The 26,445-nt window shown below is 52.0% G+C and carries 29 protein-coding genes and 2 pseudogenes; 7 read left to right on the top strand and 24 right to left on the bottom strand.

Annotated elements, in window-relative coordinates:
* Positions 1–11: 11 nt before the first annotated feature.
* The 22 genes and pseudogenes from A7C91_RS04245 to A7C91_RS04340 form a co-directional block, all read right to left on the bottom strand.
* Positions 12–497 (bottom strand): Na+/H+ antiporter subunit E, encoded by a 486-nt coding sequence (locus A7C91_RS04245; RefSeq protein WP_068665203.1) that lies wholly within the window; start codon positions 495–497, stop codon positions 12–14.
* The gene (locus A7C91_RS04250) at positions 494–898 is read right to left on the bottom strand and encodes a sodium:proton antiporter (RefSeq protein ID WP_068665205.1); all 405 of its coding nucleotides are present in this window, start codon (positions 896–898) and stop codon (positions 494–496) included. Before A7C91_RS04250 ends, A7C91_RS04245 begins: the two co-directional genes overlap by 4 nt.
* Entirely contained in the window at positions 895–1,650 is a 756-nt protein-coding gene (locus tag A7C91_RS04255) for an MnhB domain-containing protein (RefSeq protein ID WP_068665207.1), read from the bottom strand. Before A7C91_RS04255 ends, A7C91_RS04250 begins: the two co-directional genes overlap by 4 nt.
* A gap of 1 nt (position 1,651) precedes the next feature.
* On the bottom strand, positions 1,652–1,906 hold the full coding sequence (locus tag A7C91_RS04260; RefSeq protein WP_068665210.1) for a hydrogenase subunit MbhD domain-containing protein: 255 nt from the start codon (positions 1,904–1,906) through the stop codon (positions 1,652–1,654).
* Complete coding sequence (gene mnhG / locus A7C91_RS04265; RefSeq protein ID WP_068665212.1) at positions 1,903–2,253, bottom strand: monovalent cation/H(+) antiporter subunit G; 351 nt, start codon at positions 2,251–2,253, stop codon at positions 1,903–1,905. The genes A7C91_RS04260 and mnhG overlap by 4 nt, the downstream gene beginning before the upstream one ends.
* Positions 2,250–2,531: an MrpF/PhaF family protein gene (locus tag A7C91_RS04270; protein ID WP_068665214.1), complete on the bottom strand. Its 282-nt coding sequence runs from the start codon at positions 2,529–2,531 to the stop codon at positions 2,250–2,252. The genes mnhG and A7C91_RS04270 overlap by 4 nt, the downstream gene beginning before the upstream one ends.
* 42 nt (positions 2,532–2,573) lie before the next feature.
* A complete protein-coding gene (locus A7C91_RS04275) occupies positions 2,574–3,602 on the bottom strand; it encodes a formate/nitrite transporter family protein (protein WP_068665216.1) in 1,029 nt (342 codons plus the stop codon).
* A 5-nt stretch (positions 3,603–3,607) separates the two neighbouring features.
* Entirely contained in the window at positions 3,608–3,889 is a 282-nt protein-coding gene (locus A7C91_RS04280; RefSeq protein WP_068665218.1) for a hypothetical protein, read from the bottom strand.
* On the bottom strand, positions 3,849–4,670 hold the full coding sequence (locus A7C91_RS04285) for an NADH-quinone oxidoreductase subunit B family protein (RefSeq protein ID WP_068665220.1): 822 nt from the start codon (positions 4,668–4,670) through the stop codon (positions 3,849–3,851). Before A7C91_RS04285 ends, A7C91_RS04280 begins: the two co-directional genes overlap by 41 nt.
* Positions 4,667–5,164 carry a 4Fe-4S dicluster domain-containing protein gene (locus tag A7C91_RS04290; protein ID WP_068665222.1) on the bottom strand — a complete coding sequence of 166 codons (498 nt, stop codon included), beginning with the start codon at positions 5,162–5,164 and terminating at the stop codon, positions 4,667–4,669. The genes A7C91_RS04285 and A7C91_RS04290 overlap by 4 nt, the downstream gene beginning before the upstream one ends.
* A gap of 1 nt (position 5,165) precedes the next feature.
* Positions 5,166–6,677, bottom strand: coding sequence for a hydrogenase large subunit (locus tag A7C91_RS04295; protein WP_324609516.1), 1,512 nt, complete (start codon positions 6,675–6,677; stop codon positions 5,166–5,168).
* Positions 6,650–6,925: a hypothetical protein gene (locus tag A7C91_RS12320; RefSeq protein ID WP_324609517.1), complete on the bottom strand. Its 276-nt coding sequence runs from the start codon at positions 6,923–6,925 to the stop codon at positions 6,650–6,652. The genes A7C91_RS04295 and A7C91_RS12320 overlap by 28 nt, the downstream gene beginning before the upstream one ends.
* Positions 6,926–6,929: 4 nt before the next feature.
* Positions 6,930–7,852, bottom strand: a pseudogene (locus A7C91_RS04300) (respiratory chain complex I subunit 1 family protein).
* A 10-nt stretch (positions 7,853–7,862) separates the two neighbouring features.
* Positions 7,863–9,935 carry a proton-conducting transporter transmembrane domain-containing protein gene (locus A7C91_RS04305; RefSeq protein WP_068665224.1) on the bottom strand — a complete coding sequence of 691 codons (2,073 nt, stop codon included), beginning with the start codon at positions 9,933–9,935 and terminating at the stop codon, positions 7,863–7,865.
* A gap of 2 nt (positions 9,936–9,937) precedes the next feature.
* The gene (locus tag A7C91_RS04310; RefSeq protein ID WP_068665226.1) at positions 9,938–11,152 is read right to left on the bottom strand and encodes a complex I subunit 5 family protein; all 1,215 of its coding nucleotides are present in this window, start codon (positions 11,150–11,152) and stop codon (positions 9,938–9,940) included.
* A gap of 3 nt (positions 11,153–11,155) precedes the next feature.
* Positions 11,156–12,598 carry a hydrogenase 4 subunit D gene (locus A7C91_RS04315; RefSeq protein WP_068665228.1) on the bottom strand — a complete coding sequence of 481 codons (1,443 nt, stop codon included), beginning with the start codon at positions 12,596–12,598 and terminating at the stop codon, positions 11,156–11,158.
* Positions 12,599–12,636: 38 nt separating this feature from the next.
* A pseudogene (locus tag A7C91_RS10750) lies at positions 12,637–13,035 on the bottom strand (4Fe-4S dicluster domain-containing protein); the annotation flags it as partial.
* 5 nt (positions 13,036–13,040) lie between these two features.
* Entirely contained in the window at positions 13,041–15,176 is a 2,136-nt protein-coding gene (gene fdhF / locus A7C91_RS04320) for a formate dehydrogenase subunit alpha (RefSeq protein ID WP_068665230.1), read from the bottom strand.
* 359 nt (positions 15,177–15,535) lie between these two features.
* Positions 15,536–16,297 carry a formate dehydrogenase accessory sulfurtransferase FdhD gene (gene fdhD / locus A7C91_RS04325; RefSeq protein WP_068665232.1) on the bottom strand — a complete coding sequence of 254 codons (762 nt, stop codon included), beginning with the start codon at positions 16,295–16,297 and terminating at the stop codon, positions 15,536–15,538.
* A 52-nt stretch (positions 16,298–16,349) separates the two neighbouring features.
* Complete coding sequence (locus tag A7C91_RS04330) at positions 16,350–17,180, bottom strand: Coenzyme F420 hydrogenase/dehydrogenase, beta subunit C-terminal domain (RefSeq protein ID WP_068665234.1); 831 nt, start codon at positions 17,178–17,180, stop codon at positions 16,350–16,352.
* Positions 17,177–17,860: an NADH-quinone oxidoreductase subunit B family protein gene (locus A7C91_RS04335; RefSeq protein ID WP_234394466.1), complete on the bottom strand. Its 684-nt coding sequence runs from the start codon at positions 17,858–17,860 to the stop codon at positions 17,177–17,179. The genes A7C91_RS04330 and A7C91_RS04335 overlap by 4 nt, the downstream gene beginning before the upstream one ends.
* Positions 17,857–19,035, bottom strand: coding sequence for a nickel-dependent hydrogenase large subunit (locus tag A7C91_RS04340; protein ID WP_068665237.1), 1,179 nt, complete (start codon positions 19,033–19,035; stop codon positions 17,857–17,859). The genes A7C91_RS04335 and A7C91_RS04340 overlap by 4 nt, the downstream gene beginning before the upstream one ends.
* Before the next feature lie 274 nt (positions 19,036–19,309).
* Here A7C91_RS04340 and A7C91_RS04345 point away from each other — a divergent pair, with 274 nt between their 5' ends.
* From A7C91_RS04345 to A7C91_RS04360, 4 genes are all read left to right on the top strand, one after another.
* Positions 19,310–19,522, top strand: coding sequence for a TRAM domain-containing RNA chaperone (locus tag A7C91_RS04345; protein ID WP_012572520.1), 213 nt, complete (start codon positions 19,310–19,312; stop codon positions 19,520–19,522).
* A gap of 124 nt (positions 19,523–19,646) precedes the next feature.
* On the top strand, positions 19,647–20,924 hold the full coding sequence (locus tag A7C91_RS04350; RefSeq protein ID WP_068665239.1) for a tRNA (N(6)-L-threonylcarbamoyladenosine(37)-C(2))-methylthiotransferase: 1,278 nt from the start codon (positions 19,647–19,649) through the stop codon (positions 20,922–20,924).
* A 156-nt stretch (positions 20,925–21,080) separates the two neighbouring features.
* Entirely contained in the window at positions 21,081–21,482 is a 402-nt protein-coding gene (locus A7C91_RS04355; protein WP_068665241.1) for a hypothetical protein, read from the top strand.
* 19 nt (positions 21,483–21,501) lie between these two features.
* Positions 21,502–22,068: a signal peptidase I gene (locus A7C91_RS04360; RefSeq protein ID WP_068665243.1), complete on the top strand. Its 567-nt coding sequence runs from the start codon at positions 21,502–21,504 to the stop codon at positions 22,066–22,068.
* Here the strand turns inward: A7C91_RS04360 and A7C91_RS04365 are convergent.
* Positions 22,065–22,421 (bottom strand): cupin domain-containing protein, encoded by a 357-nt coding sequence (locus A7C91_RS04365; RefSeq protein WP_068665245.1) that lies wholly within the window; start codon positions 22,419–22,421, stop codon positions 22,065–22,067. The genes A7C91_RS04360 and A7C91_RS04365 overlap by 4 nt on opposite strands.
* A gap of 90 nt (positions 22,422–22,511) precedes the next feature.
* Between A7C91_RS04365 and A7C91_RS04370 the strand changes: the two genes are divergently transcribed.
* The 3 genes from A7C91_RS04370 to A7C91_RS04380 all read left to right on the top strand — a co-directional run bounded on the left by A7C91_RS04370 (position 22,512) and on the right by A7C91_RS04380 (position 26,149).
* Entirely contained in the window at positions 22,512–24,152 is a 1,641-nt protein-coding gene (locus A7C91_RS04370) for a metallophosphoesterase family protein (protein ID WP_068665247.1), read from the top strand.
* 97 nt (positions 24,153–24,249) lie between these two features.
* Positions 24,250–25,470: an inorganic phosphate transporter gene (locus A7C91_RS04375; RefSeq protein ID WP_199920110.1), complete on the top strand. Its 1,221-nt coding sequence runs from the start codon at positions 24,250–24,252 to the stop codon at positions 25,468–25,470.
* Between the two features lie 4 nt (positions 25,471–25,474).
* A complete protein-coding gene (locus tag A7C91_RS04380) occupies positions 25,475–26,149 on the top strand; it encodes a TIGR00153 family protein (RefSeq protein WP_068665249.1) in 675 nt (224 codons plus the stop codon).
* Between the two features lie 51 nt (positions 26,150–26,200).
* Here the strand turns inward: A7C91_RS04380 and A7C91_RS04385 are convergent, their stop codons facing one another.
* Complete coding sequence (locus A7C91_RS04385) at positions 26,201–26,428, bottom strand: Lrp/AsnC family transcriptional regulator (protein WP_012572508.1); 228 nt, start codon at positions 26,426–26,428, stop codon at positions 26,201–26,203.
* Between the last annotated feature and the right edge of the window lie 17 nt (positions 26,429–26,445).

A 26,445-nucleotide genomic window follows, 5' to 3' on the forward strand; every position in this document is an offset into this window, starting at 1 on the left:
TTTTCACCACCTCACTCGAATATTCTCTTTGTAAACTTCTCAAAGTCGGCGGAGATTTCACTTCTAGCTTCTTCTGGGTCTTCCGTGCTCGTGTCAATCCAGTTCACGTAGAGGTACTTCTCGTCCATGTCCACCACAACCGTTCCGGGCGTGTTGGTTATGGAGTTCGCCACCAGAGTCTTGGCGTAATCCGTCTTCACGTTAATGGGTGCTCTAACTATTCCGGGCTCGTACTTTCCACTGAGTATTCTAGCCATCACGTCCAAGTGCGCTTTTGTTTCTGCCACAAGCATGTACCAGAGGAAGTAAATTACAGCCCAAAGCCATCTGACCGGATTCAGTGCTTTAGCGTCGTTCTTCACGAGGAACTTGCCCATCAGCAGTCCTACGGCGATTGCGATGATGGCGCCAGTTGCCAAATCATAGGGCGTTGCAGAGCCAGTGAACAGAATGTAGGTAATGAACGCGAGCAGTGCGGTGGGAATCACACCCCTCATATCTTCTCACCCTCCAGCGGCGATGAGCGTTTTACACCTATTTCCCTCGCGTCGAGCGTGCCATAGAGCCTGTAGATCTGAACGATTGCAAAGGCTATCAGAACGTTGACAGCCATCCCAATGACGACGGCGGTGATTACCAGCGCCTGGGGGAGAGGGTCAACCGCGGTGCTCAGGAAGCTCCCTAATGCGCTCTTCTCAAGGCTCGGGAGGATCGGGGGAGCCGTCGGATAGGTCAGGCGGTAACCGAGCATGACCACGAGCAGGTTCGCGGTGTCACCGATGATAGTCAGTGCTATGAGCTTCTTGACGATGTTGGGTCTTCTGGCAATTCCGTAGAGGCCGATGAGTAGTGTCATCATGAGTGAAATTACCACAAGGCTCCAGAGGAAGCCTATCATTTCTTCACCCCCAGGATTTTTTTGAATTTTTCTTCTGGGATGCTTAGGAGGAGGAACACTGCTGTAAAGCCGGCTCCAACAGCCAGGAACTCGAAGAGGTTGTAGTAGATTAGGGAACCACTAATGAGCTGGCCTCCAATTTCAGCAGGGAATATTGGCTGGTTCTGCATGATAAAGCCACCGCTGAGGAGGGGAACCAGAGCAACCAAGGCTATGCCAAGCAGTCCAATAGAACGCAGGATTAAAGCCCTGGTTTTATCTAATCCGTGTTCTTCAAGAGCGTACTTGGAATAAGCGGCTATTATGAGGAGTGGTGCAACGGCCAGTGCTGAACCGCCCTGGAAACCACCACCAGGCGTTAAGTGACCGTGCAGGGCAATCGAAGCCGAGACTGCAAGGATCATAACGACGATGACTTTAGTAACAGTCCTAATCGGCAGGGGGAGTGATTCCACCTGCGTTGGCTCCTTTTTAACTTCTTTCTCCTGCTCTTTGGTGAGTCTGAAGATGGTTAGGCTGCCTATTATTGCGAGGAAGAACACTGCAGTCTCAAAGAGCGTGTCAATACCACGATAGTCCCAGAGGATTGAGGTAACAACCTCAGGACTCTTAGCAGAATAATCCCCAAAATAACTGTTTTCAAGATAAAACTCGCCAAGGGGTTTGATGTTCTCTGGCTGGGGGACTTGGAAGATGTAAGCCAGCATAATGACCGCGATTAGCAAAAAGATAAGCGCAATCCAGCGTTTCATTTCACACCACCTCGTACCTTTCGGTCTTGCTTATTACGAAGACAAGCAGGGCGGAGTAAATTCCCACGGCTATGGCAACGTATGCCAGGACAATGTCCGGCGCCATCAGGATGTAGAAGGCTATGGCGTAGGCTATTGCTTGGACAGCGGAAAATCCGACCGCCTTGAGCAGGTCCTTCTCTGTGATGGCCAGGTATGAGAAGACCATACCGAGGACTGCGACGGTAGCTAAGATTAGCAGGTGGATTTCAATCACTCTCTCACCTCCTTGAGGTGGTCGACTTTTGGCTTCCACTCCACGAGCTTGGCCTTGTGAGCAGCGTAGGCCAAAGCGTGAGCGCCCGCTGGTGCTGCGAGGAGGACTATTATGCCGGTGATGAAGCTTGCACCAGCGATGGCGTACCTGTGGGGGAGGAAGTCCGCACCGAGGGCAAGCAGGGCAACGCCGAATAACGGCACTACTGCTCCTCCAATAGTTCCTACCGTAGCAGCATGTAACCTAACGTAAAAGTTCGGGAATTTTAAGAGTCCAAGGGCACCAAATAAGTCGCAGATGCCACCAATGACTATCAGGAGCGCTCCTATGTAAAACAGAACGCTCATGCTCCCACCTCCCTGCTCACCAAGTACTTTGCAACGTAGATATCCAGCAGGTACGCCCAAAGAGCGAGTATTATAGCCCCGCTCACTAAGTAAACGCTCTTAAAGTAAACCGCAAGGATGGCCATGAACGCTGCCACATCGAAAGAGAGACAGTCAACAGCAAGGATAATATCCACTACCGTTGGACCCCTAAAAGCCCTAACAGCATAGATGATGAACGCGGCTATGTAAAGGGGAATGATGAGCTTCATGAGCGTCATGAACGTGCTTTCGAGCATTTTTCTCACCTCTCACGATGGATGGAAAAAAGGAAAGAGCGGTCAGGCCGGCCTGGCCTTCTTGTAGAGGACGAAGGCACCGACGATGTAATATGCTGAGAGCACCAGTGGGACGAGGTACATGGCACCCTTGCCAAGGGCCTTGTCGAGAGCTACGCCGATTCCCGCTGGGATGAGTGTCGCGACGACCCAGAAAGCCATGAAAACGATAAGGAAGTCAATGATTTCTTTGATAACGCGGTCGGTGGTTAGCTCTGGGTTGCTCAGATACCAGTAGTAGAAGGCCACAAAGAGGAAGCCACCGACGGCGTTACCGAAGGTTACTGGGATTACGTTGTGGAAGAACTGGGTCCAGGTTATGGCGTAGTCGCTGAGGAGTATGCCCGTTGGAATGGCCCACATGTTGGCTATAGCGTGCTCGAAGCCTATGGCAACGAAGGCGAAGATCGGGAACCATATGGCAAGTATCTTGCCGGCACCGTCCTGAACCCTTGCTGCCTGCCATATCGCGACGTTGACAAGCCAGTTACAGCCGATACCAAGGAAGAACAATGCCAGTATATCCTTCGAGACCTTGCCGGTGGCTATGCCTACTGTGACCTGACCGAAGGTGTTCGGGTCTCCAACGTGGCCAAATAAGTGTGTCAGTGGAACGGCTAGGAGCGCGAGGAATATTGAACCTACGAAGTTTCCACCGTAGCTTCCGAACCAGTTGTAGAGAACGCACTTGAAGTCAGCGTAGCCCTTTGCCTTAGCCGAGCTGAGGAACTGAACATTTCCCGTCCAGAGGTCGGCTCCCGCTAAGATAACCGCTATAAGGCCAACCGGGAAGACCGCACCAAGGAGTATTTTGAAGGTGGATATGTTACCCGTGTCCGGGAAGAGCTTCGGGCTGTATCCGGCAGAGGCAACCACCGCCAAGAGGAATCCGAAGGCGATGAAGGCACCAGCCATAAAGCCGGCAAAGAGCAGTCTACCCGGGGTTGTCTTAAACTTGGGGGTGGCCTTCTTCGCTACGGCCTCAAAGGTTGTATCTACGCCGTATAGGATTTTTTCCTTTGCTTCAGCCATCCAATTCACCTCCTCTTTATTTTAAGCTTTTCATTTTCTTTAAGACCCCTAAGAGCCTTCAAGATTAGCCGCCTATCCCCCTCATCCAGTTCTTCGAAGGGTATCAGGGGAGCATCGGCGAGCGTGAAGTATGACCGTTCGAAGGATTTTCTAAGCAGATGGGCTGTTCTGGGAGTTATTTCTCCAACTATCTCTTCCACTTCGAAGTCTCCCTCTATGTGGGCCAGTCCAGCCCCAAGATGGGTTTTATAGCCAATATACGAACTCTTTACCAGCATCCAGGGCATCTTTGACCCTCCAGTACTCTCTTTCGAGGAGCATCATACAGAAGCCCAGTCTAACGTCCCCGCATTTGGCGGCGTAGTCCTTGACGAGCCTGGCCAGCTCCTCCCTGGGATTCTCGTTCTTCTCGGCCTCTTTAACGAGGCTCATGAAATCCTCGAGGATCTTTTCCCTGTCGAGGTATCCTACGAGGTGTCTGAGCCTCTCCCTTAGGGTTAGTCTAATCCTCTCTTCAACAGGACCCTCCGGAAGTCTGAACCTTACAAACTCGTCGCTGTACTCCTGATAGCTGAGCCTCTTCTCGACGAGTCCCACGAGCTGTGCTATGCCGTAGATTATCTCCTCCGGTCTCGGTGGACAGCCGGGGATGTAGATGACCGGACCGACCTTCTCGCCCTCGTCCCTCAAGTCAGCGATAAGCTCCGCTATGCCTCCCCTCCTTGGATACTCGCTTCCCTCTCTACCGCTCTCGGGTCTTCTGTAGACCGGATAGCCGTTGTAGAATATCCCTCCGCTACAGGTGCACGTTCCGATGGCGACTATTACCCTTGGCTCCGGAGGCATCGCCTTTATGGTCTCTTTGGCGCCGTAGTAGGCCTGTCTCGTGAGCGGACCCGAGACGAGGAGTGCATGAGCATGTCTCGGTGAGCCAACTAGCTTGATTCCAAAGCGCTCGACGTCGTAGAACGGTGTGAGCACGTCGATTATCTCGATGTCACAGCCGTTGCACGAGCCGGTGTTGAGGTGGAAGACCCATATGGAGCGGAGCTTCGGCTTTCCGCTCATAGAACCACCTCCCTGCTGGCTTCTATGGTTCCATCAACTGTCCCTTTCCTCCTGCAGTTCCTGCAGGTCCAGACCTTCTCTTCCAGGGCTTCCCTTTCGATGATCTCCTTGGGGAGAATCTGGAGGGCCTTTCTCACCTGCCTCTCAGTGAAGTCGGCGTACCTGCCGCAGTTTTTGCATTTCACGAGCCTAAGCCTAACAACCTCCACGTGGTCCATCCTGTCGGGCGAAGCGGCCTCAAAGAGGTTCGTGAGCTTGATTGCTCCGGTGGGACAGACCTCCTCACAGCGAGCACAGCGGATGCACCTTCCCACATCGAGGACAATTTCTCTAACCCCTCTGTTGTAGTCGTCTATCCTGAGGAGTGCATCTGGCGGACAGGCGTTAACGCAGGCACCGCAGCCTATGCAGAGGGTCGGGTCTATCTGTGGAATTCCTCTGTACTCCGGAGGGGCTTCAAGCTTCACGAAGGGGTACTTCAGCGTCACGGCCATCTCAGACCCCCCTGGAGGCCTTTATGGAGAGCTTGTTGAACTCCGTCTCGCTGAGAACCCTAACCTTCCCGCTTTCGACGTCGACTACCTGAACCCTCTCTGTACAGGAGTAGCACGGATCAATGCTGGCAACTATGAGCGGGGCATCCGCTATCGTGTAGCCGCGCATCATGTCGGGAACAGCTGGCAGGTTGTTGTAGGTTGCCGCCCTGGCCCTGTACCTGTAGACCTTGTTGTTCTCGCCGGTCATGACGTAGTGAATGTTCTCTCCCCTCGGTGCCTCGGTCATGCCTATCGCTTCCGAGTACGGGGGTATCTCCTTGTACTCCGCCAGAATGTCTCCTCCGGGCATCTGGTCGAGGGCCTGCTCTATTATCCATATGCTCTCGAAAACTTCCTCTATTCTGACGAGGGCCCTCGCCAGAACGTCACCCTCTTTGTAGACTGGGACCTTGAAGTCGAGGTACTTGTAGGCCGCGTACGGGTGGTCCCTTCTGACATCAAAGTCCCTTCCGGAGCCTCTGCCAAGGGGCCCATCAACGTCCCACTCCTTGGCGACCTTGTAGGGCAGAACCCCAACGCCTTCAAGGCGCTTCACGAAGGTGCTCGTTGAGGTTGCCTCATCGACGAGCTCACTGAACTCGGTCTTTATCTTCTTGAGAACGTCTTCTATCAGGGATTTTCTGTACTCCAGAAGGTCTCTCCTAACGCCACCGACAAGGAGCATTCCGTAGGTCTTTCTGTTGCCCGTTAAACGCTCGGCGAGCCACATCACGTGCTCCCTTATTTTCCAGGCTTTCATGAAGCCGTAGTCGTAGCCAACGAGGTGACAGGCTATTCCAAAGTTGAGCAGGTGGCTGTGGAGTCTCTCTATCTCGAGGACTATCGTCCTGATGTACTCGGCTCTCTCGGGAACCTCTATACCTCCAGCGTTCTCAACCGCCTGGCAGTAGGCTGTGGAGTGTGTGCAGCCGCAGATTCCACATATTCTCTCCGCTATGAAGCATGCCTGATCATAGGTTAGCCTTCCCTCGGATATCTTCTCTATGCCCCTGTGGGCGTAGAAGCCGCGATAGTCAATGTCCACTATGGTCTCTCCCTTAACATAGAGCCTGAAGTGTGCTGCCTCTTCAAGGGCCACATGGTACGGTCCGTAGGGAACTATTATCTCGTCCTTCTTCGGTTCCTTGTAGGGGTAGAATTTCTCTCCCGGCGGACTGTCGGAGTAGTGGAAGTCCTTCCTGAGCGGGTAAACGCAGGATGGCCAGTCATCCGGAAGAACGAGCCGCCTGGGATCGGGGTGACCTTCGGCAGTGAGGCCGAGCATCTCCATGGCTTCCCTCTCGTACCAATTCGCGCCCCTGTGCTTGGCCGCTATCGAGGTGAACCTCGGGTCGTCCTCCGGCAGGTAAGCCCTGACGCCGAGATAGAAGTCACCCGCCTTTCCGTTAACGCTGAGCCAGTAGGTGATGCTGAACTTGCCATTTAAGGGCCTCTCGTCGGTGGCCACCATCGATGAGAGCTGGGTCTCCTTCCACTCCGGGTGTTGAGGAAGTAGAGGACTATCTCCGGAAGGTCTTCTCTTTCGACGATTATAATCCACTGGTTGTAAGCGACCTGCTTGACGTCCCTTATCTTCTCCCCGAACTTCTCGATAATCTCATCTAAGTACTCCCGCGTTACCTTAGCCTTCTCATCTCCCCTGTGTACGAGCTTCTTTTTCATGGCCTCGTTAAACTTGATGACTTCAGACATGAGCACCACCTCACAATCCCAGGGAAGCTATCACCAGCGCGACTATTCCCGCAAGGAATATCACCGTGTTCTGTCTGATGGCTTGGATTACTTTCATACGGGCCGTCGTTGACTCTATGATGGCCGACATGGCGTAGAAGATCACCAGGAATGTCAGCTGTGCCGCGAGCGTTACTGCACCGCCGTAAGGCGTCGTGATGTCGACGAACCCATTTATGACTGGAATGACTATGAAGCTCGCGAACAGCCATATCAGGGCTACGCGCTTTATCAGCATGGCCCACTTGAAGATTCCAAGCAACTTTCCACTGTACTCAACGAGTGGACCCTCGAGTATCTCCGTTTCGGCCTCGGCTATGTCGAAGGGTATGAAGGCGCACTCGGTATAGACGGCGTAGGCGAGGAAGATGAAGGCGAGGACAACGGAGGGTGTGAAGCTGAGGTTGAGTGGAATCCCGCTCACGCTGAGCGAGTGGGTCTTAAGCGCGAGTATACCTATCGCTATTCCCAGTATCGGCTCCACGCTGAGGATGAGCATCATCTCTCTGTTTGCTCCTGCGTTTGAGTAGGTATTGTTCACGAGGAAGCCCGCCATCATCATCGATATCGAGAATATCGCCAGCACGTAGAGGAAGACGAAGATGTCCCCTGTGAAGGCCACTGGAACGAAGTTCCCGAAGGGTAGGAGCAGGGCGGCTGAGACTGCCAAGCAAAGGCCACATAGGGAGCTATGAGGAAGCCCAGTCTGTCCGTTGGAAGCATTGGCTCCATTGAGAGCAGGCTTGAGAGGTCGTAGTAGGTCTGGAAGACTGAGGGTCCCTGCCTCTCCTGGACGGTAGCCTTGATCTTTCTGCTTATTCCGTCGAGGAGGGGCGGAAGGAGGATGATTATCATCAGTGAAACGGCCGCGAATGCAATTTTTTCGAGCGTCATCTTCACCACCTCACAGCACCATCAGGGCGAATATCACTCCCAGGATTACCAGGGCTATTGTGAGCGCCGCGTTGGGCCTCATGAAGCCTTCATCAAGGAGCACTCCCGAGACCCTCGCTATTTTGACCAGGGGGGCAAGGAAGTACTCGTCAAAGTATACCTCGGGGCACTTCCTCTCGTATGCCTTGCCGATCCCTGCTATTTCCCTGCTTATGGAATCGCAGGCCTTGTGGAGGGCCGTGGCCGTTGAGACGTACGCATTGGCGACTGCTCCGATCAGGGCGGAGCCGAACTCGCTGAGAACGTGGCCGGTGTGGTAGAGCGGGTGGATGTACTCCTCGAAGGGCTCGTAGTAGTTTATCGCCTTGAACTTGTAGTGCTCCATCGCCACGGGTTCACCGAGGGTCCAGGGTCTGTAGGTTTTCTTTGAAACTGGGAAGAGCAGGTACATGCCGAGGAAGAGCACGCCGAAGAGTGTCGCAAAGAGTAGCGGTTTGAAGTAGCTTTCTGCTCCCGTCGGCATGAGCGGAGCTTTAATCGTAACAAGCCAGTAGTTTGTGTCCGTCAATCCTGAGACATCTATGCCTGCTAGGGCTGCCCCTGGCGAAAGCAGTATCGGCAGGATGAGGCTTGGAACCAGTCCAAAGAGGAGGCAGAGTGACGCCAAGAAGCCCTTGGCGATGAGCATCGAGGATGGGACTTCCTCAGCGTCCTTCGTAAACTCCGTCGGTTCTCCTCCAAACGCGGTCGTGTAGAACTTGATGAACGAAGCTAGCGTCGCTGCGCTTATGAAGAGGGCCATAACCCCAAGGAACACGATAAGTCCATTGTTTGACAGGAAGGTTGACTGATAGATGAGCCACTTACTCATGAATCCGTTAAACGGCGGGGTTCCCGCTATGGACATCGCGGCAACGAGCGTGAAGATGGCGGTGAGTGGCATAACCCTCGCCAGTCCCCTCAGTTTGTTAAGGTCCCTGCTGTGGGTTCTATAGAGCATTGAACCTGCCGATAGGAAGAGCAGTCCCTTGAAGAGTGCGTGGTTCACGAGATGGTAAAGACCGGCGGCTAGTGCCACCGCTCCGAAGGCGCTCCATTCGCCCCCTTTGGCGAGGAATAGTATTCCAACACCTATCCCGAGCCATATGTAACCCATCTGACCGACACTGTGGTAAGCCAGGAGTCTCTTCGCGTCGGTTTGCTTGAGGGCATAGAGCGTTCCAACTGTCAGCGTTATAGTACCTATTATGGCCACTACATAGCCGAATGAAACCGTTGGACCCAAGAGGAAGCAGGTCGTCCTTACGAGGCCGTAGACGGCAACCTTAATCATGACACCACTCATCAAAGCGGACACGTTGCTGGGAGCTGCGGGATGTGCGTCTGGGAGCCAGAAGTGTACTGGGACAGCGCCGGCCTTGCTTCCAAACCCTATCAGGAACAAGAGGTAGTAGATGGGCCCTAGGTGGAGCTTCGCTATGGCTGAAAAGTCGAGACCCGATATTGAGCCTGTCTTTGCATAGATGAGTGCTAGGGCTATGACAAGAGGTAGGGTACTAGCTAGGTGCATACTTACAAAGTACTTCCAGCCTGCTTTTCTCACATACTCTTCCTCATACTCCCACACCATGAGGACGTAGGAGGCTAAAGTCATGACCTCCCAGAGGAAGAGGAACCAGAGCAGATTTGACACCGTGACTATAAGCACCATTGAGAGGACGAAAGCTGAGTAGAGCATGATGTAAACCCAGCCCTTTCCAAGTTCCTTGTAGAACTCCATGTAGCACGGTGAGTAGATTGAAGTGGCCAGTCCAAGAACACTGAGGACGAAGCACATTATCAATGAAAGCCCATCAATGTGGAATGGTATGCTGAAGACTCCCAGGTTGTATGTAATGTCTATCGCGTTGCCATTGAGGACGTTCGGAATGGCCATAACTGTAAAGACCAATAGCGAGAGCGAAGCAAGCGTCGTGAGCAGATGTCCAGCGTTGAGAGAGGTCCTATAGTTTCTCCTGAAGGCTATCGCGGCAGGTATTGATGCAAGATAGAGGATAACGGTGAGAGTGAACAGTCCCTCCATTCTCACCACCTCACCCATATGTAGTCACATATGAATTGGCTGACAAGCGAAAGGATGAGAAGTAACACCACAGAGAGCGCTATACTTCCAGCGAGCTGTCTCTTTGCCTCTGGCCTTCCGTCGCTTATGATGTAGGCGTGGATGACCCTGAGGAACAGTATGAAAGCTATCACCCACTCAATGGCTGTGAAGTATGCCAGAGCTGGGCTGACCGTCAGGAGAGTCTTTATCACGTCGAGCTTGCTCAGGAACAGGTTGAAGGGGGGAACCCCTTCAAGGGCGAATATTGATGCCATCATAAGGCCGGCAGTAAAACTGTCTGAATTCATCATTCCCTTCATCCTCTCAAGGTCTCTGGTTCCAAAGACGTAGAGGAGTGCACCGGTCGAGATAAAGGCCGCCGCCTTCGCGAGTCCGTGGGCAACGACGTAGTAGTTGATGCTCTTATCCACCCCTGTAACGCCGAGGAGACCTGCCATGATGAGCAGATACATCCAGCCCATGTTGTCAATGGTGGACCATGCGAAGAGCCTCTTGACGTCGTCCTGGAGGGCGTAGCTGAGTATGGCAGCCAGCATGCTGAGCACTGCCATGGCACCTATGGCGTAGATTATCCAGCTTGAGACACTCCATTCTACAGCATCGAGAACCCGAATAGTTCCGTAGAGGCCGAGCTCGACCATGGCACCACTCATCAGGGCCGAGACCGGGCTCGGTGCGGCTGGGTGAGCATCGGGAAGCCAGAAGTGGAGCGGGAAAAGGCCAGCCTTGGCTGCGAATCCCAGGAGGAAGAGAGCGACCATGGCGTTGCTATACTCTGTTATGGCTCCAAAGTTGAACGTTCCATGAAAGGCGTAGTACATAGTCACTGCCAGCATGAGGGGGGATGTGTCAAAGAGGTGCATGGTCACGAAGTACTTCCAGCCGGCCTTCTTGACGCTCTCCTCCGGCCAGTCATAGATTATCAGAAAGTATGAAGCGAGCGTCATTATTTCCCAGAAGAAGAGGAAGCTGAGCCAGTCCTGAACCATTGGGATGAAGAGCATTGAGGCTATGAAGATGGCGAGCGTTGGGTAGTAGGGTATCTTTGGTTTGAACTCGTATATCCTCATGTATCTGAACGATGCAACTAGCGCCGCTATGCCGAGTATCGCGACGTTGAGTACGAAGAACACTGCAGTTCTATCGAGTGAAAGAGTGAGCGTTACGTCGAACATCCATCACCACCCCACCTTGACGATCATTGGATACGCTATGTACGGGGCCAGCATGGCCAGAACAAGCAGGATAACCATCACGGCCTTCATCAGTGGTGTAATCTCGACTTCTTCTCCGCCCTTGCTGAATACCATGCCGTGTATCCTCTTCAGGGACACCATGAGGAATACTGCCGAGTCTATGAGGAGCAGGACAAACATAACCATAACAAGCATGCTCTCCTTCATCGCGTTCGCGTTGCTGAGGATGCCGAGCTTCCCGAAGAACACGCCGAATGGTGGAACCCCAGCTAAGCCGAGGAGAGCGAACGTCCAGCCGTAGCCGACTACAGGGGACTTGATGAGGCCATTTATCCTGTCCATCTCAAGGGTTCCGAGGGCGTAGCTGAACGTTCCAGCCGTGAGAAATGCCAGACCCTTGATGTAAGCATGGTTGAAGAGCTGGAACATCGAAGCCTGCAGTCCGCCTTGCAATCCGAGGACTGCCGTCGCGAGGGCGACGTACATCAGTCCAGATTCTGCTATCGTCGAGTAGGCTAGAAGTCTCTTCGCGCTCTTCTGGAGGGGGTACATCATGATGCAAATTATTTGAGTGGCGATGATAAGTGCTGCCATGACGTAAAATCCTTCTTTGGGTATGGGATTCATGAACTGGATAAATCTGGCCAGCAGGTAGACACCCATCTCGACCATTGCGGCACCGTGGAGGAAGGCTGAAGCAGGTGTTGGAGCTACCATGGCGTCCGGTAGCCATGAGTAAAGCGGAAACTGGGCACTCTTTGTAAAAGCAGCTATCATTACTGCCACAAAGACAATGAACTTCATATCATCGGTAAGATTGGAGTACGCGAACAGGCTGAGGTCGTGGAGGCGGGTGATTCCTATCCCAACCGCTGTATAGAGGCCCACCATCGCACCGAAGTTTGTAACGAGAAGGGCTTTGTACGCTGATCTCTTGGCCTTTTTACCCCCGTAATAGCTCACCACACCCCAACAGGCCAGACTCATAATCTCAAAGAATATCAGCAGCTGTAGAACCGATGAGGAATAAATAAACGCAAGGGTGGCACCGATGAAGAGGACCATCCACGCATAGAATCTTCCTTTACCTTCGTAGACAGGATGCTCTTTGTTTTCAGGGCCCATGTAGTCCTTTGCGTAGAGCATGAAGAGCAGTCCGGCTGTTATCACAACCAAACCAACGCACACGCTCATTGGGTCTATCAAGAGACCGTAGACCTCACCGAAGAGTGTAGAGGTCATGAGGGTTTTGTGTATAGTAGGCATCCCAGAGGAATAGAACTCATAAACTCCCGCGAGATTGAGTATTGTGGCAAGGATGACAGTGATGAGCATGAGGTAATCCGCTCTTTTACCGTCGAGTTTGAACAGTAAAAGGCCTCCAACCAGCGGAATTGAAAAGGAAAGAATAAAAAGCTCTTCCATGCTATCACACCCCCGTCAGCGGGATGCGCTCTGCAGTCGTAAATGAGAGCATCAGTTGGACAGGTCTCGGCACAGGCTGGGAGCTTACCCTCTGCTCTACGGTGGGCACAGAGGTCACATTTACCCATTATCTTGTTAATAAGGTCGAGCTCTGGTATTCCGAAGGGACATACTATGCCGCACATGAGACAGCCGATACACTTCTGTGGAGCGAGTATAACAGCTCCGTCCTCGTCGCGGTATAGGGCGTTGGTTGGGCAGACCTCAACACACGGCGCTTTTTCACAGTGGCGGCAGTTGAGGGCCATCGCGGCCATTTCCTGCCACTCAAAGACGCTTATGTGGGACACACCGTTGTGCTCCCTCTCACAGGCGACTTCACAGGCACGGCACTCAATGCACTTGGAAAAATCTATGAAGATGGTCTTCCTCGCCATCTATTTCACCCCCTAACTACCTCCACCCTGGGTATGACGGGCGGCAGTTTCTTTATGAGTTCTCTGGCCTCTTCTTCTGTGATCTTGGCGACATTACAGGCACAGGCCTTGGTTTCAGGTATTTTTGCGTATGGGTCAAGGGCATCATTGGTGAGGACGTTTGCTCCCCAGTGCCACGGGACAGCTATGACTCCTTTCTTGACGGCCTTAGTTACCTTGGCTTTGATTGGATAGAATCCTCTCCTTGTTTCTATCTTGATCCAGTCACCTGTCTTGATACCAAGCCTTGCAGCATCCTGGGGGTGGATTTCGGCGTACGGTTCGGGCCAGCGCTTCTTGAGGGAATCACTCCTCATCGTCATGGTTGCCGTGTGGTACTGGCCGACGTACCTGTGGGTCGTGAGAAGGAACGGATACTTCTCGTCAGGCATCTCCACCGGTCCCTTGTACTCTGAAAATGCAACGAGGTGTGCCTTTCCATCGGGTGTAAGGAACTTATCTCTGTAAAGGACTCTAGTTCCTGGGTGGTCCTCGCTTGGGCACGGCCAGTGGAGTCCAGCGAGGTTCTCTTTGAGTCTCTCTGGAGTTATACCGCGGTACTGCGGAGTGCAGGCGTTGATCTCCTTGAGAATGTCCTCTGGGCAAGTGTAACTGAAGCCCTTCGCTCCGCCTCCGGTGAAACCTACGGCTTTACCGACCTCGCTTATAATCCACCAGTCGGGCCTTGCTTCTCCAGGTGGTTTTACCGCCTGGAAGCTCCACTGTACCCTTCTCTCGGTGTTTGTAATGGAACCCTCGTTCTCGAGCATTGCGGCAGCTGGGAGGACTATGTCAGCGAACTCCATCGTTGGGGTTGGAACGATGTCCTGGACTACCATGAACTCGAGCTTCTGTAGAGCGTGCATCACGTGGTTGGCGTTGGCCTCGCTTATGACCGGGTTCTCACCCATGACGTAGTATGCCTTGACCTTACCTTTATCGACCGCGTAGGCAGCCTCGACTGTTGTCAGTCCAACTTCGCCGCTCAGCTCAACGCCCCAGAACTCCTCGAAGAACTTTCTCTTCTCAGGGTCTGTGACGGCCTGATAACCTGGGAAGACGTTTGGCAGGGCCGCCATGTCACAGGCGCCCTGAACGTTGTTCTGGCCGCGCATTGGAGCACAGCCAGCACCTTCCTTACCCTGATACCCACAGATGGCTGAGAGCGTCGCGAGAAGCTTGACATTTTCAGTTCCGTGGGTGTGCTGAGTCAGACCCATGGCCCATGTTATGACACCTTTTCCAGCGTTTGCGAAGGTTCTTGCAGCTTCAATGATGAGTTCCGCCGGGACACCGGTTACCTTCTCGACGAACTCGGGTGTGAACTTTTCGACGGCTGCCACAACTTCATCGAAGCCAACGCATCTCTCTCTAACGAACCTCTCGTCGTAGAGCCGCTCCTTGATGATGACGTGGATGAGACCACTGATGAGTGCTATGTCGCTTCCCGGGTAGTGCTGTAGGAATATGTCGGCGAACCAGGCCGTCCTGGTGAACCTCGGGTCAGCGACTATGACCTTAGCGCCCCTTTCCTTGGCCTTAATGACGTAGCGGAAGCCAACCGGGTGGGTCTCAGCGTAGTTGTGGCCGATAATGAAGATGACGTTTGCCTCTTCAATGTCCTTGTAGGTGTTGGTCATTGCGCCAGCACCGAAAACAGCCTTGAGACCCGTGACGGTCGGTGCGTGGCAGAGCCTTGCACAGTGATCAACGTTGTTGGTGCCGAGCATTCTGGCCAGCTTCTGGACGAGGTAGTTGGGCTCGTTGAATGTTCTCGCAGAGCCGAAGAACATTAACTGGTTTGGATCGTCTTTGGCATAGCCCTTGAGCCTCTCGGCAACCTCCTTTATTGCCTCGCTCCAGCTTATCTCAACGAACTTGCCCTGTTCCTTGGCCTTGAGGGGTCTCTTGAGCCTGTCCTTTGCGAGGAGGTACTCAACGACGGCGTTGCCTTTAGGACAGAGCTTTCCGAGTTCGTTTGAGATGTTGGGGACGTCCTTGGCGTATTCTATGCCTACGGGATAGCCATCAACACTCCTGATGTATAGCCTGCACCCTACACCACAGTAGGGGCAGACCACGGGGACGAGCCTTTCACTCATTCTTCACACCTCCACCTTGGGGGACATTTTTGGTCTTCAATGTACGTTATATGGTGTACTGTACGCTATTTGATTTTCAATAATAGTTCTCTATTTGGCTTAAAACACTTTTTAAATAGCTTGGTTTTTAACAAAAGGTTATATTCATTGTGAAACAGCAAAATAAAGTCCTTAGAAGGCTTTTTTTAAGTCTGTTTGTATACTGCCAAATACTGGAGTAAACAAAATCACTTAAGGTCATTTATGAACGTAGAATATTGAATTAAGAATGCCATTAATAGACATGTTTGGCCGTTCATCAGGTATTGTCCATTAGGGCGAGGGAAGTTAGGACAAAATTAGGACTAGGGGAATAAGTCTTAGAACAATAATCGATGCTCCCCGGAGTACACGTTGAAGCGCTTTCCCCTCGCGAAGCCTATTAGGGTTACCTCGTGCTCCCTGGAGAGCTCCACGCCCTTGTCCGTCGGTGGTGATTTCGTCACTACTGCTGGAATGCCCGCGTTGACTACCTTCCTTACCATGCCGTAGGGCATCCTGCCGCTCGATGCCAGGATAAGCCTTTCAAGGTCGAGTCCGCTGAGGACGGCGTATCCTACGACCTTATCGACGGCGTTGTGCCTACCTATGTCCTCGCTGAAGGCAACGACATTGGCGTTCAAATCGAAGAGGGCCGCCCAATGGGTGCCCCCTGTCTTTCTCCACGTTTCAGCCAGCGTTGTCATCGTGGAGGATATCTTCAATATGAGGTCGGGGGTTATTTTGACTTTTTCGCCCTTCCTGTCGAGAATTTTGCCCTCCCTCATTCTGTAGGGGTCGCCGCAGGGTGTGTGTTTCACAACCAGCTCGCCCGTGGTGATGGGGGTATCTTTCAACTTCACGTAAATCTCATTGCCCTCAATCCATACGTCAACTATGTCTTCCGGTCTTTCATAGCCTCCGCACACGACGAATCCCGCTCCAAGTTCCTTTAGCTGGTTGGGTGAAGCAGGAAGTTCGGCGAGAAACTCTTTGTCCTTTTCGTGTACTGCGAAGATTTCGAAGGTCTCCTCGACGCAGATATAATCCTCGGTGGGGACGAGCCCATCTTGCCACTTGAGAATTTTCACTTTCTTTATCAACTCAACCACCTTCCAGAAGGAGAACCCAGATGATAAAATGAAAAAGTTGCTCTCATAGCAGATACATCATGTTTTTCTGCGCCCTCGCGAGCTTTTCCCTGGCCGCTTTGAGAACGTCTCCTATCACGTGAGAGCCGTCGCGCAGCTCTATGTATCCGTCCTTCTCGGCGCTCTTAACGAGCTCTTCTGCCTTAAGGTTTCGCGTTATAAGGACCGTCCATCCCTTCTCGCTCTCCACGAAGCCGGCCGAGATATCGCTCCATGTTCCAGTGTAGTCCGTACAGACCAGACAGCCGGCTTGGAGGTACGAGTAAACCTCTTTTATCTGCAGTGAGAGCACTGAATCGCCGTGGTATATCTCGAGGAAGTCTCCCTTAAGGACTATGTCCTTGATATCCTGGGCCATTATGCTGTGCTTCATCCTGAGGTAGTTGAGGAATGCCTCGAATGCGAATGTTCCTATGCAGAAGAGACTAACGATGTACTTTATCCTCTCTCCGAAATCGCTTTCCAGGAGTGGGAAGTCCCTCATCTGGCCGAAGAACTGGGCCTGGCATGGGAGGCAGACCACGGCAACGTTCTTTAGGCCTTCTTCCTCTATCTTGGCCTTCATCCTGGAGGCGAAGGGCACTATGCTCCACTTGTTTCCGGCAGTTTCAAGGAGCTCCTCCCTTGTCCTCGCAACTACAGCCTGACCCTCCAACCCCTCTGTCCTTTTGGCCGTTACAACGCCGTCTATGAGGCCCTTCTCCAGGGCGTAGGCTAAGAGGGCTGTAACCGCACCGCCGCTGGCAACCTTTCTTTTGAGTATTTCCTCATCGGTTGCCCGCGCAAGATAAATTCCAAAGACGTTTCCCAAAAGATTTTCTGAAACGCTCATCATCTCGCATCACCCATGGACAGAATCTGTGAGGCGCGCGGACACCTTATATAGCAGGTGCCGCAGCGGATACACTTCTCCTGAACGAGGTTAGGCCTCTTGTCTATCAGCTTGATTGCGTTGGTCGGACACGACAGCTCACAGGCACCACAACCTATGCAGAGGCCCGTAAGCAATATATCGTCTATCAGGTCAAAGCCGCTCAGCTTCTTTATGTCGGCACTCACCTTGAAGAGCCTCAGCCTTCTCTCGTCACCGTTGATGTAGAACTTGAAGAAGGACCGGAGCATCTGCGGTGTTGGTGGGCAGCCAGGGATGGAGTAATCAACTTTAATCACGCTGTTTATGGGCTGGAAGTTCCTGTGGTCAGCCCTTGGCTCCTGCCCGCCGCGGCAGAAGCGTAATATCCCGCTGAAGGTTGCACACGAACCGAATGCCACCACCGTATGGGCCTTCTCCCTTATCTCCTTCAGTTCCTCAAGAATCCTTGGCTCATTCATACAGGCTCCGCCTGTTATTATCGCTACGTCGTACTCGTCGAGCTTATACTCTTCCTTCCGCAGGTATGATATGTCGAGCTCTATCAAGTCCATGAGCTTTGGATATGCGCGAATGATACTGACGTTGCATCCCTCACAACCCCCTACATCAACATGAAGAACCTTAAGCTTCTCCATAATCATCCCCCCAACTTCACAACGTGGGTCGTACATGGAATACATGGGTCATATAGGCGCATAACGGCCTCGGCCGCTTTAACGCTCAGACCTTTTGCCATCTCCTCCATCACGGGAATGTTGAACATTGTGGGAACGATTATCTTGGAAGAAACCACCCTACCCTCGTCTCCAAGTTCGATCAAGTGGATGAGTGTTCCCCTTGGTGCCTCGTAGACTCCAACACCCTTGCCTGGCCCGAAAACTATGTTCTTCGTTCTGAACGGCTCGTCCATCTTTATGCTGTCAAGGATTTCTTCAAGCCTAATGAGTGCCAGCGTTGTATCCTGAACCCTCGCGGTGTGAAGGCCATAGAGGGAAGAATCTGTAAACTCCCGGTAAACTTTCATCCTTGCCCTTGGGCCAGCTTCAACCTTTTCCCCACCGTAGAAGGCTATGAGTGTGGTGGACTCCTTTGAGTGGGGGTTGTCCGTTCTGTATTCATAATAGGGCATTGTCTCAATTCTCTCGGCGTTTATGTTGAACCTGTCCCCGTAGAACAGACTGCTTACCAGGTAGTTGTTTTCCGCTTTCTTCTCCCTGAGTTCATCAGCAACTTCTGTCTGGATGTCCTCATCGGTCAGCAAATGTGCTATTTCTTCCCACTGCCCGGTTAGCTTTGGAAGGCGTGCCTTGAGGTTGTTGAAGACGCTCCACTTAGGGACAGAGAACATTCCTCCCACGGTGAGGTTTGGGGGATGTGTTGCTGCGCCTCCCATCTTGAGAAGGTAGTCGCTGATCTTGGCGTGGAAGTCCATGAGCTGGAACAGAACTTCCTCCCTTTTCTCCTCGATTAGCAGGTCCCCAGCAACCATGAGGAACTCGAGCATGTGGCTCTGAATCCTGTTCACGAGGCCGAGGGCTTCTCTCATCAGTATTCCGTTTCTTGGTGGTATTATCCCAATGGCATTTTCTATGGCCTCGCTCATCGCTATACCGTGGGACGCATGACAGAGACCGCAGATTCTCATGACAGCTTCGACCGCGAAAAGTGGATTTTTGCCTACTACAAGCTTCTCAAATCCCCTAATTGGGGCAGTGGCGATGAAGAGTGCATCTTGAACTGTTCCATTTTCCTCATACAGCACGAGCTTCGCCTCACCGGCGATTCGACACACTTTGTTGAGGGTAATCTCACTCAAATTATCACCTCCAGATGAAATCCATTCCACCTAATCTAAACTAATAGGTTTATGGATAAAAGCGTTTTTTGAACCTGAGGTTTAAAACGGAATCTTCGGTCGAAATCTCACTTTTTCAGCTTGTTTTGGTGTCTCAAACATTTTTGTTTATTTTTTTGGCAAAGGTAACTCGCTGGAACTGCCCAAAGGTTTATAAAGTATCAAACTAAATGGACCTGGTGCTCTTCTGGAGCCATCCAAAGGGTACCAAAAGTTGAAAGAGTTGGTGTTAGATATGTATGGAAATGGATTTGACGGTGGCTACGAAGCCCCTGTTAAGGTTGGAGAAAGGTATAGAGTTAAGATCGAGGGCCTTGGAAAAGGTGGCGATGGTATCGCCAAGATAAAGGGCTTCGTTATCTTCGTCCCGAACACTCAGGTCGGCGACGAGGTTGAGATCGTCATAAACTCAGTCAAGAGAAAGTTCGCTTTTGGAGAAGTTATTTGATTTCCTTTCCTTCTTACTATTCTACTTTTGGAACTCATTATTAACTCATTATTCATGCTTTTTGATTTTGTATCCACAGACCTGGCCAGCATGCTTTTTAAACCCCCAAGCCCAGGCGAGTGTGATGATAAAGGTTCACGTTGAGACCTACGGCTGCACCAGGAATAAAGCGGACGCCGAAATAATGGAGGCAATCCTCCTTAGAGCGGGCTATGGGTTAGTGGAGACTCCGGAAAGTGCTGACTACGTTGTTGTGAACACCTGCGCCGTAAAGGACCCTACCGAGAAGCACATGAGGGAGCGCATAAAAACGCTCCTTGATTCTGGTAAAAGAGTCATCGTTACGGGTTGCCTCACACACGTCAACCCTGATATAATAGACCCTCGCGTTTCTGGAATACTCGGAGTAAAGAGCATAGACAGAATAGCTGAGGCAATAGACCTTGCCGAGCGCGACGGAAAGCTGGTGAGTGTTGAAGGCTGGCGCGAGAGAAGTCTTGACAAGCTTGGGCTTCCCCGCCTTTGGAGAAGTGGCGTTGCCTTCGTGGTTCCGATAAGCGAGGGCTGCCTCAACGCGTGCACCTACTGTGCAACGCGCTTCGCTCGTGGGGTTCTCACGAGTTACAAACCTGAACTCGTGGTTAAGTGGGTTAAAGATGCTTTGGAGCGTGGATACAGGGAGATACAGCTTTCCAGCGAGGACACTGGCTGCTACGGCTTCGATATTGGGACCAACTTGGCGGAGCTTCTCGATGAGATAACGTCCATAGAAGGACAGTTTAGGATAAGGGTCGGCATGATGAACCCGAACCATGCAATAAATTTCCTTGACGAGCTGATTGAAGCCTATCAGGACAAAAAAGTCTACAAGTTCCTCCACCTGCCTGTTCAGAGCGGAGACAACGAAGTGCTGAGGAGAATGGGGCGCACTTACACCGTTGAGGAGTTCGAGGAGATAGTTAACGAATTCAGAAGGAAGATTCCCGGGCTGAACCTTAACACGGACATCATAGTCGGCTTCCCTGGAGAGACCGAGGAGGCATTCCAGAACACAGTGGAACTGATTAAGATGGTGAGGCCTGATAAGATAAACGTTTCCCGCTATTCGCCGAGACCTGGAACGGTAGCTGCCAAATGGAAGCAGCTGCCCGGCTGGAAGGTCAAGGAGCGCTCTCGCTTGCTCCACAGGCTTAGACTCCAGATCGCCTACGAGATAAACCAGAACTACGTTGGAAGGGAGATTGAGGTTCTCATCCACGGTGAGGGCAAAAAGGGCGGAGTGGAAGGCAGGACTTTCAACTACAAAGACATAATACTTGATGGTGGGGCACCAGGAGAACTGACAAACGCCAGGGTCACTTGGGCAGGTTCCACATATCTTAAAGGCGCTGTTTTATACTGAGGTATTTTTTGCGGATTCTACAATATTAATTGTTGCGCATACGATAAATTTGTGGTTCATTTGTGGGACTTACAATATCCTACAGTGAACCAACATGGTTTGTTTTAGAAAGGTATTTATATACCTAACGGTTATAGTCAGTAGAGGTGAAGTCCCATGAGGAGGAACAATAAGAAGAGGTTAATCCCACTCACACTGGCGCTTGTCCTGGCGCTGGTTGGTGCCGCGCTTGCTGTGCCTAGTATTACAGTTAACGTTCAGGAGCTTGGTCAGGGAAGCAAGACGATCACTAGCACTGTCACCACGGCCAATGTCACCTGGAACCTTAACCCCAACAATCCGGACTACGTAGTCAGTGCAACGGTTACCATAACCACTGATCCCGGAGCGGGAACCCTCTACGTCAAGCTCTACAGCGGCACGACTCTAGTTGCATGGGGCCAGGTTACTCTTGATGGAAGCGGTACTTATACTGTGCCATTCACCAACGGAGCCAGCGCTGATGGTGTTCCCCTCAGCAGCTTTGACACTGTTTATGTGGTCTACCAGGGTCAATGAACTCTCTAGGAGGCTCTGAATGAATGTTAAGCACCGTGATATCCTTTCCATTTTGACTTACCTTCTCCTGTTCTTCGTCATTCTAGTAGTTGTCCTTAAGTTCATCTTCGGCTTTCAGTACGTTGTCATCCTTACTGACTCAATGAAGCCAAACATCAATCCCAACGACCTCGTTGTTACGTATCCCTCTCACAATGTTCACATTGGTGATATTATCCTATACAACATCGAGATTGGAAACTCCACTTATAGAATCCTTCACAGGGTTGCTGAAATCCGCACGGATGAAAACGGACAGATCTATTACATTACTAAGGGAGACAACCGTGAGAGACCTGATCCATGGGTAGTATATCCTGATCAGGTCATAGGCAAGCCCCTGATAGTCATCCCGAAGGTTGGGGTTATCTGGTACTACACGCCCTTCTTGGTGCTCGCCCTTCTCCTGGTCGTCATTGCGTCGCTTGCATATGATCTCGCATGGGCGTTTCTTGAAGAACCTTCAATCCGCCCCAAATCAAAGAAAGCAGACCTGATGGTAACCAGAAGAAAGAAAATAAAGATCCACTACTACAGAAGGCGCTAGGCCCACTCGTCTTCCGGGATGGCATTCTTCTTGGCCGGAATCAGACAGAGGAACTCGAAGGTTTCACTCAGTGCCTTGTAGCCGTGGGGCTCGTTGGGCGGGACGTAGAGGAAGTTTCCGGCCTTGACGTGGTGCTCTCCCTTCCCGTTGGTTATTATTCCTTCGCCCTTTATGATGAATATCTCGTGCTCCCAGTCGTGGCTGTGGAGGGATATCTCGGCACCATTCTTGAGGACGAAATACCTCATCGCGAAGTTCTTGGCCCCGAGCTTCGGGGAAACGAGCCACCGAATTGTTACTCCCTCAAAACCTGTGTCCTTCTCGGGAACTTCGGTGTAGTGGCCGACAAACATGGTATCACCGAAGGAATTTCGACGTTGGCATATTTAAAGGTGATGAAAAGTGCTTTAAGCCTTATTTACCATCATCTCCTGGTGAAACCTATGCGAAAAGGCACGGCAGTTTTGGCCATTGTACTCGCCTTTATGGTGCTCCTCTCGGGGTGCATAAGCTCTGATGGAACCACTGAAACGTCAACGTCTCCGGCTTCGACTAGTTCTGTCCCCACAGGTGCCATAGACTTTGGAAGCTATGAGAAGGGCCAGGTTCTGGCTGAGTGGTACAAGATAGTGGGTGAAGTCTCAAAGGTCTACGTCAGCGAGGGCTACGAGGATTTGGCCAGGCACTACTTCCCAAACGCTCAAATTCTTCCGGCCAAGGACTATGACGGTGGAGTTGCGATACTCTCCCCCGCCGATGGAAGGGAGGTCCTCAGGGGCAAGCCGATTCTGATAACCGTCAACGACTACTTCGGCTACATCATCTACAAGCTCGGTATCAAGTTCGTCGGGGAAGACAAGGGCATCTTTGCAGGGTTTAACCAGAACGGGAAGACCTACTACGTATTTACCGGGACGAGCAAGGCTGGTGTCGGTGCCGCCGTTGAATACGCGCTGGAACTCAAGAACGGCGGAAGTGTTAGGACGGACGATGTCCTCAGGATGGGTGACTTTGAGGGAGTTGTGGTTAAGGTCATAGGAGACAACGACTGGAACGGAATTCCAGATGAGGGTGAGCACTGGTATCTAAGCTCTTTCAAGACGATGGAGCCATTCATCTACTACTGGCGCGTTGTTGATGGTGAAAACGTCACCGTTAAGGGAGGCTTCATAAGCCTAGTGAACGGTTCCACCGTTTATATCCATGCCCTTGGCTTCAACGTGAGCGTTGAGGTCAAGGACTCGAATGGCGTCGAGTTAACCTATGTAGTGGAGAACATTAACCCGGCGGTTATCCAGCTCCCCCAGGGTGCGGAGACTGGCGAGACATGGGTGAAGCTCACAACCAGTGCCGATTTCTTCAGCCTGGTTCCCAAGGATCTCGGCGATTACAAGATAATAGCCTTCGGCGACCATAGGTCTGATGGAGGCACCGAAGTTCCGGAGGTGTTCCTTAAGATAAGAGATGGGATAAACAACGAAGATGCAGTTTTCGTCATAGATGGCGGAGATCTCGTCTATTCAGGAACCGTCGACCAGTGGGCGGCTTTGCTCAAGGAGTGGAAGTGGAACAAGCCGATATTTGTTGCCCCTGGCAACCATGAATACAGGGGAGAGGGAATAAACGTTTATCACCAGTTCTTCGGCCCGACAGATTACTCCTTTGCCCTCGGCGATTACTACTACATCTTCATGAACAACATCGAGAACGACTACCGCCTGAGCGACGAGCAGTGGGCCTGGCTCCGGGATGAGCTGGAGATGGCCAAGGAAATGGGCAAGAGGCCCGTTATGATCATGCACGCCCCGCCCGTTGATCCAAGATCCGGCGAAGACCACGGTATGGATCCGAGCGACGGAAAGAGACTCCTTGAGCTTATGAGGGAGTACAACGCCTTCGGAATCTTCAGCCACATACACATGTTCTGGAACGGAACCATCGATGGCGTCCACTTCATAGTGACTGGCGCTGCGGGGGCTCCCCTTTACGCCGCTCCAGACGAGGGCGGTTTCGACCACTATACGAGGCTCTTCATGGCTGCCGATGGGAGCATTGAGGTTGAGCCCGTCAAGGTTGAGTCCTGACTTTCTCTTTATTCTATTTATGTCTATATAGAACTTTGCGGTGCACTATATTCTACTGCGGCAAGATATTTATATCTTCGGGGGAAGCGTTCTCTCGGTGATAAGCGTGGATCCATGGTTGCTGATAACCATAATCCTCGGTTTTGCCATGGCATGGGCGATAGGTGCCAATGATGCTGCTAATTCCATGAGCACTGCCGTAGGTGCGAAGGCGATAACCCCCAAGCAGGCCGTTTTGATAGCGGGCGTCCTAGAGTTCACTGGCGCATACTTCTTCGGAAAGAGTGTCACCGAGACCATAAGGAAGGGAATACTCTACCCCGACAAAATCACAGATCCAACGGTTCTTATATACGGCTCAATAGCGGCCTTGCTTGCTGCAACTATTTGGCTGGTAGTGGCTACCAAATTCGGACTCCCGGTTTCAACGACGCACTCGATCATAGGTGGCATAGCGGGCTACGGGATAGCCTACGCCGGCCTGGGCATCGTCAACTGGGACAAGATGGCGCAGGTCGTCCTTAGCTGGATATTGTCCCCTGTAATAGGTGCCCTAATGGCTTACTTCATCTTCAAGGCCCTTACCAAGAGCATTTTCGAAAGCGAAAATCCTGTGAGAAGTGCGAGGATATGGTCTCCCTTCTGGATAGGCATGGCCTTCGTGGTCATCGGGGCCATGTTCTACATCAAGGTTCTCCACGGGAGTGACCTCAAGACGGGGGTTATTTTCTATGGAATACCTCTTGGCATAATCGTTTTCATCTTCAGCTACTTCCTCATAAAGGTCCGCTTCCTCTCGAGTGACCCCTACACAGGTGTTGAGAGCATCTTCAAGAAGGTTCAGGTGGTTACCTCCGGCTACGTAGCTTTGGCCCACGGCGCCAACGACGTCGCCAACGCAATAGGTCCGGTAGCCGCTGTTTATGCAGTCGCCACCATGGGCCTGGCCGGAATGCAGGTGCCCGTTCCGAAGTGGATTCTGGCTCTCGGTGGAGTAGGCATAGCGGTTGGCGTTGCCACTTACGGCTACAAAGTTATGGAGACCGTCGGTAAGAAGATAACCGAGCTCACCAACACGAGGGGCTTCACCATTGACTTCTCAGCTGCAACCGTCGTTCTCGTAGCCTCCTGGCTCGGCATGCCGATTTCCACCACTCACACCGTCGTCGGTGCGGTCATAGGCATAGGCTTCGCCCGTGGAGTAAAAGCAATAAACAAGGACATCGTCAAGGATATAATAATCTCCTGGTTCGTCACGGTTCCGATAGCGGCCGTTGTGAGTGCCATTATATTCAAGGTGCTTATGGTGGTGGGGTGATATCATGCAGGTCTGGACCAAGCTCTTTGCGAAGAGCCCCTTCAAGCCTTTGATAAAGCACTCCGACGTGGTTCTCCAAACCGTCGAGACCCTCGAGAGGGCCCTCCGCCTCTGGTATGAGGAGAACTACGAGGAGATGGAGAAGGTAGCGATTGAAGTGGACCGCCTCGAGGATGTGGCCGACCGGATAAAGGAGGAGATAAGGGACTCCCTCAGCTCGAAGTTCCTCATGGCCGTTGCGAGGGAAGACGTTCTCATCTACCTCCACATGCAGGACAAGGTGGCCGATGCTGCCGAAGACACCGCCAAGTGGCTCCTTGTCAAGAGACCGAAGGATATTCCATCCGAGGTGAAGGAGTTAATCCTCCAGATGGGGACTGAGAGCATAAAGGCTGCTAAACTAGTCCACGAAGCCATAGTCCAGATGGACAGGGTCATAGAGAGCGGCTTCATCGATAAGGAAATCGATAGGGAGTATGAGATTATCAAGGCCATAGAAAGCGTGGAGAGCAAGCTAGATGGACTCGACACGAAGCTCATGCAGCTCGTCTTTGAGAAGGAGAACGAGCTGAACTGGGGTGAGGGCTTCTACATCCTCAACATAGCGAGAACGCTGAGCAACATCTCGGACAAGGCGAAAGATGCTGCGGAAAGGATAAGGCTCATGATGAACAAGTGAGCCCCTTTTTCTTATCCGCGGCTCAGAAACGAAAGTAGGAAATCGAGAGAATCAGATGGCTATCATCGTCGAGGTCATCTGTATCTCGGACATTTTCCTTATTTTCTCAGTGATGAACTGGTCCAGATCCTTGAGCGTGTCGGTCTCAACCTTGACCACGAGGTCGTACTCGCCGTAGACGACGTATGCCTCCTTGACCTCGGGCATGGCGAGAAGCTTCTCCATAACTTCCCTTTCCTTTCCAGCGGCCGTAACCATCAAAATAAAAGCCGTCACCATGTGAACCACCAAAAGTA

The sequence above is a fragment of the Thermococcus piezophilus genome, assembly GCF_001647085.1.
Classification (GTDB): Archaea; Methanobacteriota_B; Thermococci; order Thermococcales; family Thermococcaceae; genus Thermococcus; species Thermococcus piezophilus.

What these genes read in the sequence shown, in the direction of transcription:
- A7C91_RS04285 (WP_068665220.1), bottom strand. Translation starts at nt 4,670, where the DNA reads ATGAGCGGAAAGCCGAAGCTCCGCTCCATATGGGTCTTCCACCTCAAC.
- A7C91_RS04295 (WP_324609516.1), bottom strand. Translation starts at nt 6,677, where the DNA reads ATGGTGGCCACCGACGAGAGGCCCTTAAATGGCAAGTTCAGCATCACC.
- A7C91_RS04290 (WP_068665222.1), bottom strand. Translation starts at nt 5,164, where the DNA reads ATGGCCGTGACGCTGAAGTACCCCTTCGTGAAGCTTGAAGCCCCTCCG.
- A7C91_RS04270 (WP_068665214.1), bottom strand. Translation starts at nt 2,531, where the DNA reads ATGCTCGAAAGCACGTTCATGACGCTCATGAAGCTCATCATTCCCCTT.
- A7C91_RS04380 (WP_068665249.1), top strand. Translation starts at nt 25,475, where the DNA reads ATGCAGGTCTGGACCAAGCTCTTTGCGAAGAGCCCCTTCAAGCCTTTG.
- A7C91_RS04385 (WP_012572508.1), bottom strand. Translation starts at nt 26,428, where the DNA reads ATGGTGACGGCTTTTATTTTGATGGTTACGGCCGCTGGAAAGGAAAGG.
- A7C91_RS04330 (WP_068665234.1), bottom strand. Translation starts at nt 17,180, where the DNA reads ATGATGAGCGTTTCAGAAAATCTTTTGGGAAACGTCTTTGGAATTTAT.
- mnhG (WP_068665212.1), bottom strand. Translation starts at nt 2,253, where the DNA reads ATGAGCGTTCTGTTTTACATAGGAGCGCTCCTGATAGTCATTGGTGGC.
- A7C91_RS04365 (WP_068665245.1), bottom strand. Translation starts at nt 22,421, where the DNA reads ATGTTTGTCGGCCACTACACCGAAGTTCCCGAGAAGGACACAGGTTTT.
- A7C91_RS04315 (WP_068665228.1), bottom strand. Translation starts at nt 12,598, where the DNA reads ATGGAAGAGCTTTTTATTCTTTCCTTTTCAATTCCGCTGGTTGGAGGC.
- A7C91_RS04255 (WP_068665207.1), bottom strand. Translation starts at nt 1,650, where the DNA reads ATGAAACGCTGGATTGCGCTTATCTTTTTGCTAATCGCGGTCATTATG.
- A7C91_RS04280 (WP_068665218.1), bottom strand. Translation starts at nt 3,889, where the DNA reads ATGCCCTGGATGCTGGTAAAGAGTTCGTATATTGGCTATAAAACCCAT.
- A7C91_RS04305 (WP_068665224.1), bottom strand. Translation starts at nt 9,935, where the DNA reads ATGGAGGGACTGTTCACTCTCACCGTTATCCTCTATCTTGCATCAATA.
- A7C91_RS04335 (WP_234394466.1), bottom strand. Translation starts at nt 17,860, where the DNA reads ATGATTATGGAGAAGCTTAAGGTTCTTCATGTTGATGTAGGGGGTTGT.
- A7C91_RS04345 (WP_012572520.1), top strand. Translation starts at nt 19,310, where the DNA reads ATGTATGGAAATGGATTTGACGGTGGCTACGAAGCCCCTGTTAAGGTT.
- A7C91_RS04355 (WP_068665241.1), top strand. Translation starts at nt 21,081, where the DNA reads ATGAGGAGGAACAATAAGAAGAGGTTAATCCCACTCACACTGGCGCTT.
- A7C91_RS04370 (WP_068665247.1), top strand. Translation starts at nt 22,512, where the DNA reads ATGCGAAAAGGCACGGCAGTTTTGGCCATTGTACTCGCCTTTATGGTG.
- A7C91_RS04245 (WP_068665203.1), bottom strand. Translation starts at nt 497, where the DNA reads ATGAGGGGTGTGATTCCCACCGCACTGCTCGCGTTCATTACCTACATT.
- A7C91_RS04275 (WP_068665216.1), bottom strand. Translation starts at nt 3,602, where the DNA reads ATGGCTGAAGCAAAGGAAAAAATCCTATACGGCGTAGATACAACCTTT.
- A7C91_RS04250 (WP_068665205.1), bottom strand. Translation starts at nt 898, where the DNA reads ATGATAGGCTTCCTCTGGAGCCTTGTGGTAATTTCACTCATGATGACA.
- A7C91_RS04350 (WP_068665239.1), top strand. Translation starts at nt 19,647, where the DNA reads ATGATAAAGGTTCACGTTGAGACCTACGGCTGCACCAGGAATAAAGCG.
- A7C91_RS04360 (WP_068665243.1), top strand. Translation starts at nt 21,502, where the DNA reads ATGAATGTTAAGCACCGTGATATCCTTTCCATTTTGACTTACCTTCTC.
- fdhF (WP_068665230.1), bottom strand. Translation starts at nt 15,176, where the DNA reads ATGAGTGAAAGGCTCGTCCCCGTGGTCTGCCCCTACTGTGGTGTAGGG.
- A7C91_RS04310 (WP_068665226.1), bottom strand. Translation starts at nt 11,152, where the DNA reads ATGTTCGACGTAACGCTCACTCTTTCACTCGATAGAACTGCAGTGTTC.